Source organism: Shewanella donghaensis, assembly GCF_007567505.1.
Lineage (GTDB): Bacteria > Pseudomonadota > Gammaproteobacteria > Enterobacterales > Shewanellaceae > Shewanella > Shewanella donghaensis.
Window position 1 is genome coordinate 540,751 of sequence record NZ_CP041783.1, and the last position, 22,541, is coordinate 563,291.

At 40.3% G+C, this 22,541-nt stretch carries 13 protein-coding genes, 1 tRNA gene and 1 pseudogene; 11 read left to right on the forward strand and 4 right to left on the reverse strand.

The features are described 5' to 3' along the window. Position 1 precedes the first annotated feature (1 nt). From glgX to FPK91_RS02295, 6 genes and pseudogenes are all read left to right on the forward strand, one after another. Complete coding sequence (gene glgX, locus FPK91_RS02270; RefSeq protein WP_144207405.1) at positions 2-2,119, forward strand: glycogen debranching protein GlgX; 2,118 nt, start codon at positions 2-4, stop codon at positions 2,117-2,119. Between the two features lie 4 nt (positions 2,120-2,123). After that, positions 2,124-4,661, forward strand: coding sequence for a glycogen/starch/alpha-glucan phosphorylase (locus FPK91_RS02275; RefSeq protein ID WP_144207408.1), 2,538 nt, complete (start codon positions 2,124-2,126; stop codon positions 4,659-4,661). Between the two features lie 55 nt (positions 4,662-4,716). Beyond that, positions 4,717-5,979, forward strand: a complete 1,263-nt coding sequence (glgC, locus tag FPK91_RS02280) for a glucose-1-phosphate adenylyltransferase (protein WP_144207411.1) — start codon at positions 4,717-4,719, stop codon at positions 5,977-5,979. A 129-nt stretch (positions 5,980-6,108) separates the two neighbouring features. After that, positions 6,109-7,824 (forward strand): glycogen synthase, encoded by a 1,716-nt coding sequence (locus tag FPK91_RS02285; RefSeq protein WP_227006660.1) that lies wholly within the window; start codon positions 6,109-6,111, stop codon positions 7,822-7,824. Between the two features lie 157 nt (positions 7,825-7,981). After that, a pseudogene (locus tag FPK91_RS02290) lies at positions 7,982-8,470 on the forward strand (NAD(P)/FAD-dependent oxidoreductase); the annotation flags it as partial. A 90-nt stretch (positions 8,471-8,560) separates the two neighbouring features. Next, positions 8,561-8,749, forward strand: a complete 189-nt coding sequence (locus tag FPK91_RS02295; protein ID WP_144214082.1) for a hypothetical protein — start codon at positions 8,561-8,563, stop codon at positions 8,747-8,749. Between the two features lie 55 nt (positions 8,750-8,804). Here FPK91_RS02295 and FPK91_RS02300 read toward each other — a convergent pair whose 3' ends face one another. Then, positions 8,805-9,173 carry an acyl-CoA thioesterase gene (locus FPK91_RS02300; RefSeq protein ID WP_144207414.1) on the reverse strand — a complete coding sequence of 123 codons (369 nt, stop codon included), beginning with the start codon at positions 9,171-9,173 and terminating at the stop codon, positions 8,805-8,807. 611 nt (positions 9,174-9,784) lie between these two features. Further along, the gene (gene pabB, locus FPK91_RS02305) at positions 9,785-11,200 is read right to left on the reverse strand and encodes an aminodeoxychorismate synthase component I (protein ID WP_144207417.1); all 1,416 of its coding nucleotides are present in this window, start codon (positions 11,198-11,200) and stop codon (positions 9,785-9,787) included. Between the two features lie 155 nt (positions 11,201-11,355). Here pabB and FPK91_RS02310 point away from each other — a divergent pair, with 155 nt between their 5' ends. The 5 genes from FPK91_RS02310 (at position 11,356) to FPK91_RS02330 (ending at position 19,222) form a co-directional block, all read left to right on the forward strand. Further along, a complete protein-coding gene (locus FPK91_RS02310; RefSeq protein ID WP_144207420.1) occupies positions 11,356-12,897 on the forward strand; it encodes a fumarate hydratase in 1,542 nt (513 codons plus the stop codon). Positions 12,898-13,307: 410 nt separating this feature from the next. Further along, positions 13,308-15,368, forward strand: coding sequence for a dipeptidyl-peptidase 5 (locus tag FPK91_RS02315; RefSeq protein ID WP_144207423.1), 2,061 nt, complete (start codon positions 13,308-13,310; stop codon positions 15,366-15,368). Positions 15,369-15,964: 596 nt separating this feature from the next. Then, positions 15,965-16,600, forward strand: coding sequence for a YchE family NAAT transporter (locus tag FPK91_RS02320; RefSeq protein WP_144207426.1), 636 nt, complete (start codon positions 15,965-15,967; stop codon positions 16,598-16,600). Positions 16,601-16,982: 382 nt separating this feature from the next. Then, positions 16,983-17,072, forward strand: a tRNA-Ser gene (locus FPK91_RS02325). Positions 17,073-17,644: 572 nt separating this feature from the next. Next, on the forward strand, positions 17,645-19,222 hold the full coding sequence (locus tag FPK91_RS02330; RefSeq protein ID WP_144207429.1) for a BCCT family transporter: 1,578 nt from the start codon (positions 17,645-17,647) through the stop codon (positions 19,220-19,222). 529 nt (positions 19,223-19,751) lie between these two features. Here FPK91_RS02330 and FPK91_RS02335 read toward each other — a convergent pair. Further along, positions 19,752-20,468 (reverse strand): 3'-5' exonuclease, encoded by a 717-nt coding sequence (locus tag FPK91_RS02335; protein WP_144207432.1) that lies wholly within the window; start codon positions 20,466-20,468, stop codon positions 19,752-19,754. A gap of 3 nt (positions 20,469-20,471) precedes the next feature. Further along, entirely contained in the window at positions 20,472-22,355 is a 1,884-nt protein-coding gene (locus FPK91_RS02340; RefSeq protein ID WP_144207434.1) for a DUF294 nucleotidyltransferase-like domain-containing protein, read from the reverse strand. Positions 22,356-22,541: the final 186 nt, after the last annotated feature.

Sequence of the window (22,541 nt, forward strand, 5' to 3'; positions counted from 1 at the left end):
CATGGATACGGTTAACCCTTTGCTTACAGGAAAGCCTTACCCCTTAGGTGCTAGCGTTGATGATAATGGCGTGAACTTTGCGCTGTTTTCTGAACATGCTACTCAGGTTGTGTTGTGTATTTTTGATGAGTTTGGACTTAATGAAAAACATTATGTTTTAACCCGAAAAACCAGACAGGTTTGGCATGGTTATCTAGAAGGTGCAACTGATGGCACTTTATACGGATATCGAGTATATGGCCCTTATCAACCGTTACTTGGGCATCGATTTAACCATCATAAATTGTTATTAGATCCCTACGCTAAGCAACTAATCGGAGAATTAGAACCCAATGATGCCAACTATGGTTACCAGTTAGACAGCGACGATTCAGACTTATCTTTTTGCGATAAAGATAACGCGAAATATATGCCTAAATGCCGTGTGTTTGATGACCGTACGCTAAGAAATACGCCAGTAAAAAGGCTCAATATTCCCTTAGAGCAAACCATCATTTATGAAACCCATGTGAAAGGCTTTAGTGTTTTGAACCCTGAAGTCAATGATGATATTAAAGGTACTTATGCTGGCTTTGCTGCCCCCAGCAGTATCCAGTATTTGAAGCAGTTAGGGGTTAACTGTGTTGAGTTATTGCCTGTACAGAGCTTTTTCAATGAGCCATTTTTAATCGAAAAGAACCTCAGTAATTACTGGGGCTACAACAGCATCGGCTTTTTTGCGCCAAATGCCGCTTATATGAGTGGCGAGAGTATTACAGAGTTCCGCGACATGGTTGATAGCCTGCACGATGCGGGTATCGAAGTAATCTTAGATGTGGTTTATAACCATACTGCAGAAGGCAGTCGTTTGGGACCTACCTTAAGCTTTCGCGGCATCGACAACGCCAACTATTATCGATTGGTGTCTAACGAACAGCGTTTGTATATCAATGATACTGGTTGTGGTAACACCTTTAATTCAAACCATCCGCAAGTGTTGCAATTGATTATGGACTCATTGCGATATTGGGTTGAAGTCATGGGAGTTGATGGTTTTAGATTTGATTTAGCCAGTTGCTTAGGCCGTGAAACCTATGGTTTTGATCCCGGCTGCGGTTTTTTTGATGCCTTATCGCAAGATCCCGTGTTGTGTCAGGTGAAACTGATTGCCGAGCCTTGGGATATTGGTCCCGGTGGTTATCAACTGGGTAATTATCCTATCGCATTTAGTGAATGGAACGATCGCTACAGAGATACCATGCGCCGTTTTTGGCGCGGCGATCATGGCATGCTTCCAGAGTTTGCAAGGCGCTTTCATGGTTCTGGCGATTTGTTTGAACATCACGGCAGAGGGCCGGCGGCCAGTATCAATTTTATCACTAGCCATGATGGCTATACGCTAAAGGATTTAGTCAGTTATAACGAACGGCACAATCTCGCTAACGGTGAAGATAACCGTGATGGTCACCATGAAAACCTCAGTGCCAATTATGGTGAAGAAGGCCAGACCAGCCTGCAAGAAATCAATTTAGTTCGAAAACGCCAGCAGCGTAATTTCCTTGCCACCTTATTGTTATCACAAGGTGTGCCGATGATGCTTTGTGGTGATGAAATGGGTCACAGTCAGCAAGGTAATAACAATGCTTACTGCCAAGACAATTCAATATGTTGGATTGACTGGAAATCCATTGATTGGTCGTTAGTTGAGTTTACTTCTCAACTCATTAGGTTACGTAAACAATTTCCCATTTTATGTCACCGTGAGTTTATACATGAACCCGAAGGCAAGTGTGATAGTGGTTTTGTTTGGTATAGCCGTCATGGTGAGCCGATGTCAAAGCGTCAATGGAGTGAATCACACACACGTACTCTAGCGGTAATGATTAATTCAGAAGTATTACCGCCATATCAACAACCCCAAGCGTTATTACTGTTATTAAATGCCGATACCGATGCCCAGACATTCACCTTGCCCAGTATGAAGGGTTTTAGTGCTTGGAAATGCTTGATGTCTTCGCAAAGTGATAACGATGATAGCCCTCAACAAGCCCAAAGCAACGACGAAAACCAACCCAAACTTCAAAGCCGAAGCCTGATGTTATTTCATGCACAACTACACGTTAGTCCAGATAAGGAATGAATCGATGACAGTCACTAAAGGAAAAGCTCGCGAGAAAAAAAACACAGTTAAAACGGCAAAAATAAAAGTATCAGAGAAAACATCACCAAAGGCTGTTTCTGCATCAGATCAGGTAAAGCAACATGATTGTGACCCATGTGAGGCGTTAGATGCGACCTTTAAACGTCAAGTTCAAGGTGTTCTAGGGCGTGATGAAAATGCCACTAATGATATGTATAGCGCACTAGCGTCCACTATAAAATTACAGCTACTAGAACAATGGCGCGAAACACGTTTAAAAGACAATCAATACCAGCAAAAACAGGTGGCCTATTTATCGCTAGAGTTTTTGATGGGCCGAACACTGGGTAATGCCTTACTAAGCTTAGATTTAACGGATGACACTCATGCAGCGCTTAAACAATACTCCGCAGATTTAGAAACCTTACAAGAAGCTGAGTTAGATGCTGGACTTGGTAATGGCGGTTTAGGGCGTTTAGCGGCGTGTTTTCTTGATAGTTGTGCCAGTTTAGATTTAGCCGTTGTGGGATATGGTATTCGTTATGAATATGGCATGTTCAAGCAAAAATTAGTTGATGGTTATCAAGTAGAACAACCCGACCGCTGGCTTCGAGAAGGCAACCCATGGGAAGTGAGAATGGCTAATCACGCCATTACTGTGCCTTTTTTTGGTCATACAGAATCTTATGTGGATTTAAAAGGTCACCGACATTATGTGTGGATAGATACCCAAGATGTTAATGCAATTCCCCACGATATGCCGGTACCAGGCTTTAGAAATGGCCGCATAAATACCCTACGACTCTGGAAAGCTGAAGCCACAGATGATTTTGATTTAGCTGAATTTAATGACGGTGATTATACCGAGGCTGTGGCTCGTAAAAATTTAGCAGAACAAATTACCATGGTGTTATACCCAAATGACGCCAGTGAAAATGGTAAAGAGCTGCGTTTACGCCAACAATACTTTTTATCTTCAGCCAGCTTACAAGACATTATTCAGCGATATGTTGCCGTTCACGGCACTGACTTTAGCCGCTTTAGTGAACTGAATGTCATGCAGCTTAATGATACTCATCCGAGCATTGCCGTACCTGAAATGATGCGGCTATTAATGGATTCCCATGGACTTAATTGGGATCAAGCGTGGGCGATAACCTCAAAAAGTGTGGCTTATACCAACCATACCTTGTTGCCAGAAGCATTAGAGCGCTGGCCTGTGCGAATGCTTAAACATATGCTGCCACGTATTTTAGACATTATTTACGAAATCAATGCCCGCTATTTAGAAGATGTCGCGCATCATTGGCCGGGAGACAATGACAAACTAGCGGCAATGTCAATTATTGAAGAAGGCCATGAACCGCACGTAAGAATGGCTTATTTGGCTATTGTGGCGAGCTTTTCGGTCAACGGTGTTGCAGGCTTACATACCAAATTATTAAAGTCAGGCTTATTTAATGACTTTTATCAATTATGGCCAGACAAATTCAATAACAAAACCAACGGTGTAACACCAAGACGTTGGTTAGCACATTGTAATCCAAGACTTGCACAATTGCTTACTCGTCGTTTAGGTGACAGTTGGATGACTGACTTAACCCAACTTACGGCATTAAACGCCTTCACAGATGACAAAGCCTTTATTAAGCAATGGCAAGCCGTTAAGTACGACAATAAAGTGGATTTAACAAAGCTTATTGCCCAGGAGTGCGAGGTCGTATTTGAACCTGAAATGATGTTTGATGTGCAAGTTAAACGAATACACGAATATAAACGTCAATTACTGAATATCCTCCATGTTATTCATTTATATCAACGCATTGTCGCAGACGATACTGAAGGTTTGCAACCTCGTTGTGTGCTTATTGGCGGCAAAGCTGCGCCCGGTTATGCCATGGCGAAACAAATCATTAAGCTTGCCAATAATGTGGCACATATGGTGAATTCAGATCCATTAGTTACGCCATTTCTACGTTTTGCCTTTTTGCCAAACTATAACGTCAGCGCAATGGAAAAAATCTGTCCAGCCACTGATTTGTCCGAACAAATATCTACCGCAGGAAAAGAAGCCTCTGGCACCGGTAATATGAAGTTCATGATGAATGGGGCAATGACAATCGGCACGTTAGACGGTGCCAATATTGAAATGCTAGAAGAAGTTGGTGAAGATAACTTCTTCTTATTTGGCCTTAACGCAGATGAAGTTAGTCAACTAAAACCTCACTACAACCCTCAACAATATATTCAACAGTCACCAGCGCTCGGTCATGTACTAGAGATGCTAAAAAGTGGCCATTTCAATTTAGTGGAACCGGGGATCTTTGACAGCATCATTGCTGCCATTGAAGACCCATATGATCAATGGATGATCGCCGCCGATTTTGAAGCATACCGTGTAGCACAAGAAAAAGTGTCACAGGTCTATGCCGATCAACATCATTGGACTCAAATGAGTATTCGAAATACTGCAGCCAGCGGACGTTTTTCTAGTGACAACACCATTAGTGCTTATCGAGATGAGATTTGGCATGCCAAATAATCAGTTCGCTATTGTCAAATTCATAAATCGAATTTTTAGTTAGGAGTCTTAATATATGTCAAATGTTCGTTATATTAGTAATCTTACCCGTGATACCTATGCATTAATTTTAGCTGGTGGCCGAGGCTCTCGTTTACATGAGCTGACAGACTTTCGTGCTAAACCGGCGTTATATTTTGGTGGTAAATTCCGCATTATTGATTTCCCTTTATCTAATTGTATTAACTCCGGGATCCGCCGTGTAGGTGTGGTGACACAATATAAATCTCACTCGTTGATACGCCACGTAACCCGTGGCTGGGGGCACTTTAAAAAAGAATTAGGTGAGTCGGTTGAAATAATGCCTGCATCGCAGCAAACCCATGGCAATTGGTATGAAGGCACTGCTGATGCGGTGTTCCAAAATATTGATATTATTCGTCATGAGCTGCCTAAATACGTGATGGTGTTGTCAGGTGATCATGTGTATCGAATGGACTATGCGGGTTTACTTGCAGCGCACGCTGAATCTGGTGCAGATATGACCGTATGCTGCTTAGAAACGCCGATACCAGAGGCTGCGAAAGCGTTTGGCGTAATGGAAGTGGATGAAGACATGCGCGTTGTCGGATTTGAAGAAAAACCCGAACACCCTAAACCAATACCGGGCAATGAAGAGTGTTGTTTGGCATCGATGGGTAACTATGTCTTTAACACTAAATTCTTGTTTGACCAGCTAAAGAAAGATGCTGATAACGAAAACTCAGATAGAGATTTTGGTAAAGATATTATTCCTTCAATCATTAAACACGCCAATATTTTCGCATTCCCATTCACCAGTGCTGTGCCTGATGAGCCTGCATATTGGCGTGATGTGGGTACATTGGATTCATTCTTTCAAGCGAATATGGAGCTGTTATCACCAACACCAGCATTGAATTTATATGATGCAAAATGGCCTATTTGGACTTATCAGGAACAACTACCGCCTGCAAAATTTGTTTTTGATGATGATGACAGACGCGGCATGGCTGTTGATTCAATCGTGTCTGGTGGTTGTATTATTTCGGGTGCCAAAGTGAAACGAAGTGTGTTGTTTGATGAGGTTCGAGTGTGTTCTTACTCTTTGGTTAAAGACTCAGTGTTATTGCCAGACGTTGTGGTACTTAAAAATTGTAATATTCAAAATGCCATTATTGATCGTGGCTGTATCATCCCTGAAGGAACCACAATTGGCTTTAGCCGTGAGCAAGATATTGCCCGCGGTTTTAGAGTTTCTGAGAAAGGCATCACTTTGGTAACAAGGAAAATGCTCGGTTTGCCAGTGGGTTATGAATAAGGTTTAAATAGTATTATTCAGTTAGTAAATAGGTTTAGCAATAAAGTTAAACCTGTTTTAAACCGAGTAAAGACCTCAAGCTTGAATTATGAAACTAAAATTTTAGCCATAGATTGAAGGGTAAAAGTTGTGAAAAAAGTATTAATGATCGCTGCGGAAAATGATGCAATTTCGGGTGCTAAAGTGGGTGGGATGGCTGATGTGATTAGAGATCTTCCTCCTACGTTAGCAAGTGAAGGGATTGCTGCTGATGTCGCTATGCCAAACTATGGTTATATTGGAAACTTGTATGGTGCAGCCAACATTGGCACTGTTTCAATTAAGTTCGGTGCTAATGTTGAATTCGTTAATGTATTAATCATGCCTAGGCCCAATTCAGAGCCTATTGCTGTTTCAAGTCTTGGTGACACTGAACAAGTTGCACTGGAAAACGTATCTAGCCAAGTCTATTTATTTGATCATCCATTATTTAATAGCGCCGACAATGAAATATATAGCTCAAGTAGTCACGACAGGCCATTTGCCGATGATGCGACTAAATTTGCGTTATTTAACTTAGCTGTTGCACAAGCGTATGTTGATGGTTTGATTGCACCCGTTGATGTCCTTCACATGCACGATTGGCATGCCGGTTTGTTAGTGATGCTTAGAGCGTTTGATCCACAATATGCAGTTTTACAGCAGTGCCAATGTGTATTCTCAATTCATAACCTTGCTTTACAGGGCATCAGACCTATCCGTGATGATGTTTCATCGTTTACAGCGTGGTATCCACAGCTTAGTTATCAATTATCAGATGAACAAAAATCACAATTGTGCGATCCAAGATACCCTCATTGCATTAATCCAATGAAAATGGGCATTGTGTTAAGTGATAAAGTTCATTTAGTTTCCCCAACATACGCCAATGAAGTGTTAATGCCATCCGATCATCTTAATGGTTTTTTTGGCGGCGAGGGTTTAGAAACTGCGATGCAAGAAAAGCATGCCAGAGGTGACATTATTGGTATTTTAAACGGTTGTGTTTATGACTCAATTGACGCTCCTTTGAAGGCTAATTTAAAAAACAATTCTACAAATCAATCTCAAGTTCAAACTAAGACGCGAATTAAACAATCAGCACAAGCGTTAAGCCATTTTTTAAAGCAATCTCAGAATGCAGTCATTAAGTGGCTTGGTCGATCAGAATTTACCCGTAATGTTGACCAGATTGCTTTAACTCGATTACAGCAATGCATTCAAAATCAAACGAGTAAAGCCACAGGAATAGACTTCTTGATGACATCAGTCGGTCGTTTAACGGATCAAAAGGTATTACTACTTCGCCAACCATATGGCGTTAATCAAACCACGCTGGATGCAATGCTGATTGAATTTAAAACCCTTAAACCACAGGGTCTATTTGTATTGTTAGGCAGTGGCGACAGTGATATAGCCAAAGAATTTCAGCAAGTGGCGTCAAAGCATGACAATTTTGTTTTTCTTAATGGCTACGACCAGCATGTATCTGAGTTGATGTACCAACTAGGTGACTTATTTATCATGCCTAGTAGTTTTGAACCATGTGGTATTAGCCAGTTATTGGCCATGAAAGAAGGGCAGCCCTGTATTGCTCACGGGGTTGGAGGTTTAAGAGATACCATTAAAGATCTGCAAACGGGTTGGTTGTTTGAGGGGAATAATTTAACACATCAATCTGAACAATTGATTAAAGTGATGTCTAAGGTATTAACCCTAAGTAACAATGAACCTAAACAATTTAGTGAAATTGGCAAAGCGGCGAGTGAGGAACGCTTTAGCTGGCAGATGGTAGCTAAGCAATATCGTCAAAAGCTTTATAGTTGATGTCGGAAGACAATATAGTTTGATCATTTTGTAACTCACCTTTGGACATTTCCAAGTTAGGAATGCGTGTAATACTAAAAACTTTCAAATAACTTTTTCTATATCAAGAGTGTGTTCAACTAAATGTTAGTGGCCAAATTCACTAAGCCACTACTTCTGGTCAACAGGAGTTAAAGCACCTGACTTTTTAAAGGAGATTGGCGGGTTAGAGAATAACCATATCAATCAAGTGATGGTGCAGCAAAACATGCAAACCACTCATGGCCCGGCTATTTTTGCGATTGGTGATTGTGCTGATTGCCCCCAAGAAGATGGCAGCTGGGTGCCACCCCGAGGCCAATCTGCACGCCAGATGTCACTGATGACGGCAGACAATATTAAGCTATTGTTAGCAGGAAAACCGGCATCAAAAAACTATGTCTATAAAGATCTCGCCGCACTCGTCAACCTGTCAAAATTCCACACCGTTGGTAATTTAATGTCGTTCATTGGCGGCGTCATGGTTGAGGGTAAGATTGCACGCTTTGTTTACACCTCGTTATACAGAAGACACCTTATTGAGCTACACGGTCCAGTGAAAGGGACTTTGTTCATGCTCGCAAAAGGTATTAGCCGCATAATTCATCCGCACCTAAAACTGCACTAAGCCTAAGCTGGATCCAATTCACAATTGCTGGCATAGTGCCAGTAATTATTTAATAAATGGATCGATACAGTGAAATTACCCGCTTTAGTAATGGTGCTCGCCACAATAACCACTGTCAGCGCTTGTGCAGAACTTCAAGATACTGGCCGCCAGATCGGTGAAACGACCAAAGAGGTCACCACTGACATTGGTCATGCAACACGAGATGCTACTCGCGCTATCGGCCATGCATCCCGCGATGCCGTTAACTCCGTAAAAGATGACCTCAGTGAAGATTGAACCAGTATAAAGGCCTCCCGAAGAACCGCGTTATAAAACAGTTTATCTATCTTTATTAGGCTGCGTTGGCGCGCATACCATGTGGCTCAGGTAATCCCTGTTCATTCACATGGATAAATACCATTTTATCTATGCGCACAATCGGGGCATGGGTGAGTTTATTACGCACTTGGCACGCAACGACTATTGAGCTTGACCCATAGCTGATAAGCGACAAGCTAAATTCAATAACATCTCCCTGACGCGCTGGCGTCATGAAATTCACTTCTGATATTAACTTAGTGACTAGGCTCGAACTCTTCATCTGGCAGCCTGCAAAAATAGCAGCCTCTTCATCAATCCAACTTAAGAGTTGGCCACCGAATAATGAATTAGCAGGGTTTAAATGCTCAGGTTTAATAAATCGTCGACTATAAAACTTCATAATGCTGCCTCTTAACTTTACTTATTAATACCTCTAAAGGGGTAGTAACTAACGCGCCAACTATATTAGCTATATTTTTCAGCAACTAAGCATTAACCACATAGATTCATCGCCAGACAATGCACATAAATAACGCTTACTTGCACCGAAGTGAATCGCCTGCTGTGTTTTCAGTCAGCTGTTAAGCAACAAAACTGACACAAAATCATCGCCATATCGTCATGCTGATACTTGTAGTGGCCGACAAAAATTGGCCACTATTTTGTAAGTGATCTAACTTCAACCAAGTGTCTATCATTAGATGTAATAATCTGATTGGCAATAACGCGTAACGCACTTTGGGGCACAAATGAGTCGGTATCTCAATTGACTCAGGTTTAGATCGATATAAGTGACATTTAGATTATTGTAAACAGGCAGACTTAATTGTCTTCCCACAGTTGATTTTATGATTGATGTATAAACGAGTAAAACGAATAGAAACGATATTGATACAGGCAAACAAGGTATCAGTTCTGTTCGTTTTACTTACTTGTTATTTATGAGCGAACTCATATATGAGGATTATTACAAAGAGACCGCTTGATGAGGTTATCATGATGATAACGAGCTTAAAGCTGTTCTAAAATAGGCAGTATTTTACTCACTTTATCAAAGCATTCTTGATACTCGGCTTCAGCATTTGAATCGGCTACCACTCCGCCGCCAGCCCAGCAATAAATGGTATCATTCTCAGTGATCAGCGTTCGAATGGTAATGCTGGTATCCATATGTCCATCCTGACTTATATACCCAATACTGCCGCAGTAAATACTGCGTCTTGATGGTTCAAGTTCCTCAATGATTTGCATAGCTCTTACTTTCGGAGCTCCAGTAATAGAACCGCCAGGGAAGGCCGCTTTTATGATATCAATAGCATCTAATTGAGGAGATAATTTAGCTTCGATGGTACTTACTAAATGATGAACTGCCGGAAAACTCTCGATTTCAAACAGTTTAGGTACATTCACAGACCCTGGCTTAGCAACCTTACTGATGTCATTACGGAGCAAGTCGACAATCATGACATTCTCAGCCCGGTCTTTTATTGAGTGTTGTAGCTGTTGTGCATTGAGCTTATCTTGCTTTAAATCACTTGAGCGTGGCAAAGTGCCCTTGATTGGTTTAGTGGATATCTTATCACCACAAAGCTGAATAAATCGCTCAGGCGAAATCGACATAATGCAATGGTCATCAAGGCGCATAAATGCCGAGAAAGGCGCTTTGTTCGCATCTGATAGCGCCAAATAAGCCTGCCATTCATTGCCTTTATATTCAGCACTGAAACGTTGCGTTAAATTTATTTGATAACAATCACCAGACTGCAAGTAGGCTTTTACTTTTTCGAACCTTTGTTGGTATTGCTGAGGTGAGGTTTGATTTGACCATTTGGTAGAAAGGGCAAATGAAGTTAATTTTTCTGATTGTTTATTAACATCTGCTAACTTGGTATCAATTTCATTCAACTTAATTTCTAGCGCATCTTGACCTTGATAATGCAGCGCAAACCAAGTTTGTTTTTGGTAGCAATAAACTAAGCAAAAGTCATAAAAGCCCACGCTCATTTCAGGTAGATGAATATCTTGTTTAGCCGCTACAGGGAGCTTTTCAATGACTCTACCTAAGTCATAGCTGAAACTGCCCATAAGACCGCCACTAAATGGCAAATGGCAGGGGTGTTTTTTTGGAAATAACACATGTTGTAAATGTCTTAAATTTTCAAAAATATCATCATGATTCTCAAAATCAGCTAAAACTGGTGTTAATTGATCATCAACGATGGTTAGCTGACTTATGCCATTTTGATATGTTAAACAAGCAATTGGACTAATGGCAATGATGTCATATTTCGCATCAAGGTGATTGGCATTGGCTGAATCTAACAACATAGCCCAAGGCTGATGGGCAAAGTACTCAAATAGCGCGTGGGTGGTGATACACCAATCGAGTTGTTGGATAGCCAAAGATTGGTTGCCGCGAGAATACATGTTTAACCTATTTAAAATGTGATGTAGCCCAAAAACGTTGGAAAGAGTATCATATTGTCCCTGAAAGGATTAATAGCTAATTGAATGCAATTTTAAAATTGTGTTCATATAAAAATAAAACAAGTTATGCCGCAATGGCTGCTGGAGCGCCCTATATGTCTACAAATTCTTCTACGAATATCGTGATTAAGCAAGCTGATTTTATCGAAAGCATTGCTGATTCTCTGCAGTATATTTCGTACTACCACCCTAAAGATTTCGTTGATGCAATGGCTCAGGCCTATGATCGTGAAGAAAGTGCCGCAGCGAAAGATGCGATCGCACAGATCCTAATAAACTCACGTATGTCAGCTGAAGGTAAACGTCCTTTATGCCAAGACACTGGTATTGTTACCAGTTTTGTCAAAATTGGTATGGCAGTTCAGTGGGACAAAACTGATATGACCGTTCAGGAAATGGTAGATGAAGGCGTACGCCAAGCTTACCTCAATCCAGATAATCCACTACGTGCATCAATCGTTGCTGATCCGGCAGGAACCCGTAAAAACACTCGTGATAATACGCCGTCAGTCGTACACATTGATATGGTGCCTGGTAACCATATTGAAGTGATGATTGCTGCAAAGGGTGGCGGATCAGAGAATAAATCTAAAATGGTGATGCTAAACCCGTCAGATGATATTGCTGAATGGGTTGAAAAAACATTGCCAACAATGGGCGCGGGTTGGTGTCCACCTGGAATGTTAGGTATAGGTATTGGTGGCACAGCTGAAAAAGCTGCGGTATTGGCTAAAGAATCATTAATGGATCCTGTCGATATCCATGAACTTATGGCTCGCGGTGCTGAAACCACTGAAGAGAAGCTGCGTTTAGATATTTTTGAGCGTGCTAACAACACAGGTATTGGCGCACAAGGTTTAGGCGGCTTAACCACGGTACTGGATATTAAAATTAAATCAGTGCCGACTCACGCAGCGTCAAAACCAGTGGTTATGATCCCTAACTGTGCAGCGACTCGTCACGTACATTTTCATCTAGATGGAACAGGTCCTGCAGATTTAACGCCGCCATCATTAGCTGATTGGCCTGAAATTACCCGCGAAGCAGGTGAAAATACTCACCATGTTGACCTTGATAATGTCACTCAAGCTGAAATCGAAACGTGGAAAAGTGGTGATACGTTATTGCTTAACGGCAAAATGTTAACCGGTCGCGATGCTGCTCATAAACGCATTCAAACCTTAATTGAATCAGGTGAAGGTTTACCGGAAGGTGTCGATTTTACCGGTAAATTTATTTACTACGTGGGTCCGGTTGATCCCGTTGGTGATGAAGTTGTTGGTCCTGCAGGCCCTACAACAGCAACACGTATGGACAAATTTACCGACCTGATGCTTGAGAAAACAGGTTTGATGGGCATGATTGGTAAATCTGAACGTGGACCACAAACTGTTGAGTCAATTAAAAAGCATAAAGCGGTATATCTAATGGCTGTGGGCGGCGCTGCTTACTTAGTGTCTAAAGCGATTAAGAAATCACGTGTTGTCGCGTTTGAAGACTTAGGTATGGAAGCCATTTACGAATTTGATGTTCAAGATATGCCCGTTACTGTTGCTGTAGATACGCAAGGGGTTAATGCCCATGAGACTGGTCCAGCGATTTGGAAAGTCAATATCGCCAATGCTAAAGCAAAATAAACAACATATTATTGACCTAGTTACGAATAGTTACGATTAGTTAAATAGAAGAAAATTTAATCTTAATTTAAAAATTCTGCATTTAATTTAGTCAAATTGTTAAAATAAACTCGCTCAGGTTTGGATTGTGTAAAAATCCTATTGCCTGAGCGTTTTTGTTTGGGTACTGTGCTAGGTAGTGTACTAGCCGCACTTACTCTTATTACTTTAAACGAGTGCTTGGCATTCTTATTGTTGAAACAGTAATATTGAAGCTGATTTAAAGTATGACAACGCTCGTTATAAAAACACTTGATTAAGTCACTCGATTAAGCCACTGCGATAAAGACACCAACACAACGACTTTAAGTAACAAATAGATTAGACAGATATTGTTAACACAACAAAAAATAAAAAGAGAACATCAACAAATGAAAAAATCGTCGCTTTTACTCGCTATTGCTACTGCAGGTTTTGCCTTGTCGGTACAAGCAGCTGAGCCAACTAAAACCCCCTTTAATGTTCAACAGCTTGTTAAGCTCAATAAACTGCATTCTGCAGCAGTATCAAATGATGGCAGTAAGTTAGTTTATGCCGTTAAAATTATTGACGAGCAGGGCGAAAGCAGTTCAGATCTGTATTTACTCGACCTAACGAACAAAAATGCCAAACCAACGCAAATAACCTCCCATAAAGGGACTGAGCACGACGTTAATTTTAGTGCTGATGGTAAATCAATTTACTTCTTAGCTGCCCGCAATGGTTCAAGCCAACTGTTTAATTTACCACTTACTGGTGGTGAAGCGATGCAAGTGACTGACTTGCCTTTAGACATTAATGGCTACAAGTTATCAAACGACGGCAAGCAAGTTGTCATGAATATGCGCGTGTTCCCTGACTGTAAAGATTTAGCGTGTACGGTTGACCGTATTGAAGCAGAAGAGAATAAGAAAACGACTGGCCGTGAATATAAACAGCTTATGGTACGCCATTGGGATACATGGGAAGATCATGCCCGTAATCATCTATTTGTTGGTCAGTTAAATGGCAAAACAGTAAAAGATGTTGTTGATGTTACCCAAGGTTTAGATACTGAAACACCGCCTAAGCCATTCTCTGGAATGGAAGAAGTCACTTTTACTGCTGATGGTAAGCATATTGTTTATAGCGCTAAAGCCCCAAGTAAAGACCAAGCATGGACAACCAATTATGATCTTTGGAAAGTGTCTGTTGCTGGTGGTACTGCAGAAAACCTAACAGAAGCCAATACCGCTTGGGATGCTCAGCCGACTTACTCGAAAGATGGTCGTCAATTAGCTTACCTTGCTATGAGCAAGCCAGGTTTTGAAGCTGATAGATATCGCATCATGTTACGTGACACAGTAACGGGCGCAGAGAAAGAAGTGGCACCTTTATGGGATCGCAGCCCGAGTTCACTGACATTCAGTGATGATGGTCGCACCCTTTATGTCACTGCCCAAGATGTGGGTCAAGTGAGCATATTTGAAGTGAACACCCAGTTTGGTGACGTGCGTCCAATTTATAACGATGGCAGCAATAGTTTAGTTGCAGTGACGGATTCAGGGCTTATTTTTAGTAATAAATCCTTAGTAGAGCCGGGTGATTTGTACAAAATCAGCCTTGAAGGTGAAAACTTATCCCGTTTAACGAATGTCAATGAAGCCAAGTTAGCTGAAATTCAATTTGGTGACTTTCAACAATTTAACTTTAAAGGTTGGAATAACGAAGATGTTCACGGTTACTGGATAAAACCTGCCAACTTTGAATCCGGTAAGCAATATCCCGTTGCCTATTTAGTTCATGGTGGCCCGCAAGGCTCATTTGGTAACTCGTTCAGCGGCCGCTGGAATGCCCAGCTTTGGGCTGGAGCAGGTTACGGTGTCGTGATGGTCGATTTCCATGGTTCAACCGGTTACGGTCAAGCTTTTACTGATTCAATTACGCAAGATTGGGGCGGCAAGCCACTTGAAGACTTACAAAAAGGCTTAGCAGCAGTGGGTCAGCAACAAAAGTGGCTAGATACTGATAATGCTTGTGCATTAGGTGGATCATATGGTGGCTACATGATGAACTGGATCCAAGGTAATTGGAGCGATGGTTTTAAGTGTCTGGTTAACCATGCTGGTTTATTTGATATGCGCAGCATGTACCACGTAACAGAAGAACTTTGGTTCCCTGAATACGAATTTGGTGGCACTTACACTGAAAATAAAGAGCTTTACGAGAAATTCAATCCAGTTAACTATGTTGAAAACTGGAATACGCCAATGTTAGTGATTCATGGTGAAAAAGATTATCGTGTACCTTACGGCCAAGGGTTAGCCGCATTTACTTACATGCAGCGTAATGATATTCCGTCAGAACTATTAATGTTCCCTGATGAGAACCATTGGATTTTGAACCAAGACAACTTACAACAGTGGTACAAAAATGTACTCGGTTGGATGGATCGCTGGACTGAAAATAAATAATAATTTCTGATTCAGGCGGTAACAAAAAAGAGATGCATTAAGCATCTCTTTTTTTATGGGCCGATTTCAGTAATAAGAATAAAGTTTATATTTCTTATTTCAGCATGATGGGGTGATTATTCGGTTTTTTCTACTATATTGAGTTCTGTCGTTGGGCATTTATGGCCATTTTTAGTGATTGAAAAAAAATAAGCTAATCTTCTTCTAGAACCGGTTAATTTGCGTTGACCATTTTTTTGACTAATTTTGTTTCGTTTACCCATTGGAACCTCAACAGACTCTAACTTGGACCATGGCACGAACGATGCGCCATTTTTATTTTAACAAATGTAATAGTAGCAAAAAAGGCGTAAGAAAGGGCTTAAAATTATTCATGTGGTAGTCATCTTTTTTGCTAATTTCAGATGATATATTTACATTTCATTCAAGTGTATATATGCAAAAGTGTGAAGCAAAACAAGTTTGTTTTTTCGGATTAGATTTTCTATTAATTTATCAAAATCAGTTAGAAAATCTCATTTGTAAAATTAAAAATAATCAGTAAAGTTGCGCGATTATTTTTGGACCACAAAATCATTTAAATTGAGGATAAGCTTGTGGATTTAATGCTTTACGTTAAGTTTTTCTTAGGATTAGTTGCCATCATCAATCCTATTGGGCTTTTACCCGTGTTTGTAACATTAACCAGTCATCAAACAGAAGAAGAACGAAACCATACGGGGAAGGTTGCCAACTTTGCTGTGGTCGTTATTTTAGTGGTCACAATTTTTATTGGTGAACATATATTGAATATGTTCAGTATTTCTTTATCAGCATTTAGAATTGCCGGAGGCAGTTTGATTGCCATTATCGCAATGTCGATGTTGCAAGGTAAGTTAAGTCCTGTAAAACGTAATTCAGAAGAAGACCGTGAAGCATATGCTATGGAATCAGTTGCGGTAGTACCTTTGGCATTACCTTTAATGGCAGGTCCAGGGGCAATTAGTTCGGTTATTGTATTCTCATCTAGTCATGATTCAATGACTGACATGATCGGTATGTCGATTACAGTAGTCGTCTTTGGTTTAATGAGCTTTGGCTTATTTAGAATGGCGCCAATAATATTTAAGATACTCGGCACAACAGGTATCAATGTGATTACGCGATTGATGGGATTATTAATGCTATCCATTGGTATTGAGGTTGTCGCAGCAGGACTTAAAGGTTTATTTCCTTCACTTATGAATGGCTAGACATAAATTCCTAGTTTTGAATGACTAGAAGTTAATGACTGGATAATGATTAATGGACTATGGGTTAATCCTATAGAATTTTATCGGTAAGATACGTTTCTTATTTATACAATCGAGCAAGGGAATTGCTCGATTTGAACACCAAATGTCCAACAGTCAGTAATTCACTGATTTATCCTTGACCTCATATACGCATTTGCGTAAAGTACCGCTCGTTCTATTAAGTCTGCTTTAGCAGAAGATTAACCTGGTTTGCGTTGTTCATAATTCATTTAATGCAATAGGTTAGTCATAGAGTAGAACGAGCAATACAGATTTATAGACAGTTTTCTCTTGTATATGAAAATCAGTATATCAACGAGAAAACCAGTCAAAACGTTTTGGAGAGTTGGCTGAGTGGCTTAAGGCGCTCGCTTGGAAAGCGAGTGAAGGTTTATCCCTTCCGTGAGTTCGAATCTCATGCTCTCCGCCATAATTAAAGGGTCTCAGATTATTCTGAGACCCTTTTTTATTCTTTCATTTTTAAGTCACTAATCTACAAACTCCACTTTTATATTTTTTCACTCTTAGACATTCTTTTTCGTGTCCTATGTCGTACTTATATTTCAATTTTCATCCCTTAACTAGCCCATAGAAGCCCTTACAGAAGTGGCAGTTATTTGTTTACAATTCTATTAAACAACCTGACAGCAGAGGGATGTAGTTTAAGTTAGTTTAATCGACATTAAATTATTTGAAGCAGGGTTAGAGTGAAATTATTGCATCAAGTCATCATTCCTTTGACTAAGAAATGCCTTAGATATTGATTTTGTTCAATGGTTACTCATTTTTACGCTAAAATTATACAAACACAAAACGCTTGGGCTTATTGATTTTAAACTTTCACAAAGTGCTTTGAGAGTATACTTAGGCCAGTTATTGAGCTTCGATAGGCTACTGAGTCACATTAGGCGTCATTACTAACAGAATAATCAACAAGTTGATGTCTAGTATAGTAAAATGAAATTTCAAAAAATGAATGAAAGTTGTTCTAAACGAGGATCAATGAATAGTAATAAAGATAAATATAGTATTGATAATACCGATTACACGGTCGGACAAGATAATATTCAGAAATGGGGTTTTGATGTTCATAACCCTGTTTTTGGTATCAGCGCATCCTTAATTGGACTTTTCTTAATCGCTATTTTAATAGTTGACCCTGAAACATCAAAAGCTGCTCTAGACGGAATTAAATTTAAAATCATTGGCACCTTCGATGTCCTATTCATGTGGTCAGCTAATTTGTTCGTGCTGTTTTGTTTAGCAATGATTGTTTCACCTTACGGCAAAATCCGTTTAGGTGGGGATGACGCTAAAGCTGATTATTCAATGATGTCATGGATAGCAATGTTATTTGCAGCTGGCATGGGCATTGGTTTAATGTTCTGGGGCGTTGCTGAGCCTGCAGCCTACTTTACGGGTTGGTTTGAAACGCCACTTAATGTTGAACCTAACACACCTGAAGCAGCTAAACTTGCTCTTGGTGCAACTATGTACCATTGGGGACTTCACCCATGGGCTATATATGGGGTTGTGTCGCTGTCGTTAGCTTTTTTTGCTTACAACAAAGGCTTACCGCTTTCAATGCGTTCAGTCTTTTACCCAATATTGGGTGATCGTACTTGGGGCTGGCCTGGGCATATTATTGATATTTTAGCAGTGCTTGCCACTTTGTTTGGCCTAGCAACCTCACTTGGCCTTGGAGCTCAACAAGCCGCCAGTGGTTTTCATCACGTATTCGGCATTGATAATGGCTTAATGCTTCAAATTGGTATTATCTTCTTTGTGACGCTAATAGCAGTAGTATCAGTGGTTCGTGGCATTGATGGTGGTGTTAAAGTCATTAGTAATGTCAATATGCTATTGGCACTTGCGTTAGTTGTGTTTGTTGCTTTGGTAACTTTTGCGGTTTCAATGGGAACAATACCCATGACGGTAATGGGCTATATTGAAAATATTATCCCACTGAGTAATCCAATAGGTCGTGAAGATGAAGCATGGATGCACGGCTGGACCGTGTTCTACTGGGCATGGTGGATTTCTTGGTCACCTTTTGTGGGCATGTTCATTGCGCGTATTTCACGTGGTCGTACAATTCGTGAATTCATGATGGCTGTGCTGATTGTTCCTACTGTGGTGACTACGCTGTGGATGTCAGTGTTTGGTGGTGTTGCGATTAATCAAATCATTAATAAAGTTGGTACCTTAGGTGAACAAGGCTTAACTGAAGTACCACTGGCGATGTTCCAAATGTTTGATGCGCTACCAATGGGAAGTATATTGTCACTTCTTGCTATTGTATTAGTTCTGGTATTCTTTGTAACTTCTTCAGACTCAGGTTCTTTAGTCATTGATAGTATCACTTCAGGTGGAAAAATCGATGCGCCAGTTCCTCAGCGTGTGTTCTGGGCATTTATTGAAGGGGCTATTGCTGCTGGTTTACTTTGGGTCGGTGGCACACAAGCCATTGAAGCCTTGCAAGCCGGTGCAATTTCTACCGCTTTACCATTCACCTTTATTCTGTTGATTATGTGTGTGAGCTTGATTATGGGACTACGCACAGAGCAACGTTATCGATAATGGGTTGAACACCTAGTTTAGGTGGCGATTCGCTTTAAAAACTAAACCGAGTGATATGACTATTAAGTCATATCACTCGGTTTTTTTATGTCCATTGATTGATGGGTGACTATCGCAATAGCTGTTTAATGGGGTGTCTGGACTATAGTGGTACTGAATTTGTGCCTATAGTAACTAAACCGAGTGATATGACAATTAAGTCAGTGTCACTCGATTTTTTTATGTCCATTGATTGATTGTTGGGTGACTAACGCAATAACTGCCTAATTGGGGTGTCTGGACTATAGTGATGCTGAATTTGTGCCTATAGTAACTAAACCGAGTGCTTTGACAATTAAGTCAGTGTCACTCGGTTTTTTTATGTCCATTGATTGATTGATTGATTGATGGGTGACTATCGCAATAGCTGTTTAATGGGGGTGTCTGGACTATAGTGATGCTGAATTTGTGCTTGTAGTAACTAAACCGAGTGATATGACTATTAAGTCAGTGTCACTCGGTTTTTTTATGTCCATTGATTGATGGGTGACTATCGCAATAGCTGTTTAATGGGGGTGTCTGGACTATAGTGATGCTGAATTTGTGCTTGTAGCAGCTCTGCTGTTGCGATGGCATCCGTTAATGCATCATGTGGTGGATACGTTGGTAAATTATAACGCGCACGACTGTTAGCAAGGCGAATAGAAGCAGGGCGAGTATTCTTAAACCAGTCGATAATGCTTCGTGGTTTAGCTTGTTGAATATTGGCTTCAATTTGCATGGTGTCTACAACAGGAAAAACAATCCCTTCATTAATCAGGTTTCTCAGGGCTGAATCAAAAAAATCACGTTCAATTCTTCGATAATGAACCACCACAATTTTACCTGCTAACTCATCCAATAGCTGTTCTAAAATGCGCAGTAATCCTGGAGCACCTTTTAAATCCGAGTGTGTAATCCCGTGGATAATAATTGAATCTTCTTTGAGTTTATCTTTAGGTGTGAGAAACCAGTGCTTGGCTTTTCTGCAAGCAATGCGCTGCAAGGTAAAAGGTACTAAGCCAATACTGATGATACTGTTTTTATTGGCATCAAGACCGGTAGTTTCAAAATCCAAGGCAACAAATTCAATATCTTTCACTTTGACTTCTTCATGATAAGTGCCAGAGTTGTAAAAATTCGTTAGCCGTCGGTCTTTACTTTCTTGGGCTTTGATTTGTAAAAAAGCTTTCCAGTTCAATACATCTTGGTTGCTAAAATTACGCATCGTTTACCCCTGCATGCTATTAGCACTGTAGCGGAACTTCAAAAAGTTTTGCGCACTACTCAACACTAAAAAGGCATCTTTTAGATTTCGTCGTTCAAAATCAGACATGTTTTCAGGCTCAATGTTGTTATCAGGTTCTTGGTCTGACTCTATATCTAATGCTTGGTGGCGAATACGTACTAGAGAGATAAACTCCATCGCATGTTGCAAATCTTTACCTTTTGATGGCGGTAAAATACCCGCTTCAATAATATCTTCTAAGCGATCGAACGAATTTTGAGACTGAGAACCAATAGCAAGTGCATGAACTCTAATTAAGTCCGCTAATGGTGCTGTGCCACGTCGCTTTAAGTTAATTGAGTTGTTATGGCGGCCATCTTTTTCCATCACGAAGTCTTTGAAGAATCCTAGTGGTGGGGTACGATTTAATGCATTTCTGGCTAAACTGGCTAAGAAGCGGTTATTCTTTTTAGCTTTTCTTAAAATAAAGGCATTTAACTGTTCAGCCCATTTAGGTCTGCCATAGACTCCGTATAAATCAAAAAATATTGAACAGTTTAATAATGTCTTTGGGTTTGGGTGTTCAATCCAGTCAGCAAAGCATTCTTCCCATTGAGATTGCGTTTTACGATATTCAGGATTTGTCGCCATGATATCGCCAGTGCAATAAGTGTAACCACACGCCGCTAATCCATCGCAAACAAACGTCGCTAACGCTTTGAAGTATTCTCCGTGTAGCGTCTCGTCATAATTATTATCAAGAATGATGGCATTGTCTTGGTCGGTTACAATAAGTTGTTCATCACGGGCCATTGAACCTAAAGCTAAAAAGCAGTAGGGCACAGGCGGTTGTCCTAACTTCTCTTCGGCCAATTCTAATAAACGTTGTTTAAAGCTTCGGCCAATTTCTGACATCGCTCTACCCACCATATGCGAGTTAGCATCTTCGTTAATCATTCGTACAAAACAGTCTTTGGTTTGATGGGAAAGCACGATTAAATCTTCAATACTGTTTTGTTGGAAAATACTGCTAACAATCAATAAACTGTTTTGAGACTCATAACGAATTATGTCAGATACTTCAATTAAACCAATGGGTTGTTTGTTTTTTAGGATAGGTAGATGGTGGACGTTATAACGCAGCATTAATAGCATGGCTTCAAAAATATAAGCGTTATGATCAAGTGAGATAAGTTCTGTCGACATGATCTCTGCGACTTCAGTATCGACATCTAACCCTTGTGCTATTGCTTTAGCGCATAGATCACGCTGAGTAATAATACCGACAAAGCTATTGCCACCTTCATCAGCTAAATTAGGGTCATTAATGATGGCTGCTGATACATTTTCTGCAGACATGATTTTAGCAACATTCTGAATCGTGGTACAAATTGGCAGTATCACTGGCTCGCCGCTGAGTAGGGTCTTAACTTTTGATGTGGTCAGTGAGTTAGCATCATCAATGTTATCTTCAACGGTTTGTTTTAATCGAATACTACTTTCTACTTCAACAAAATCAGCAAAGGTATCGAAACGTTCACAGTAGTCTTCAAAAATACTTTCTGGAATACAATATAACAGCGAGTCTTTAATCGATTTAGCCGGAAAGCGGACTTTATTATTGGTGAGTAAACCCATTTGTCCAAATAACCCACCTTGGTCAAGACGGTTATAAAGCTCACCTGTACGACGGTATATTTCTACCACACCGCTTCTGATCATATAAAGGTCATGAATTTTATCATTAAATTCGATAATCATGCTGTCAGCACGGCTATATGAAATTTCGACGCTTTGTGATAGTTCGATTAGTGCTTCTTCTGGCAATAAATCAAAAGGAGGGTATTGGCGGATGAAGTTTCGAATTTCAAGTAGTTCGACTTCCATTTTTCGCTCGATATTAATGATTTGTATATTACTCAATAGTATATGGCATATATTGAATTTATACAGCTATGGCTGTGATGAGTCGGTAATTTTATGAGCGATTAAACTCAATTAGAATTATCAATGACTGTTCGAAGTCACGTTATTGATTTATAGCCATTTCAAGTATGATTTTATTAGTTTATG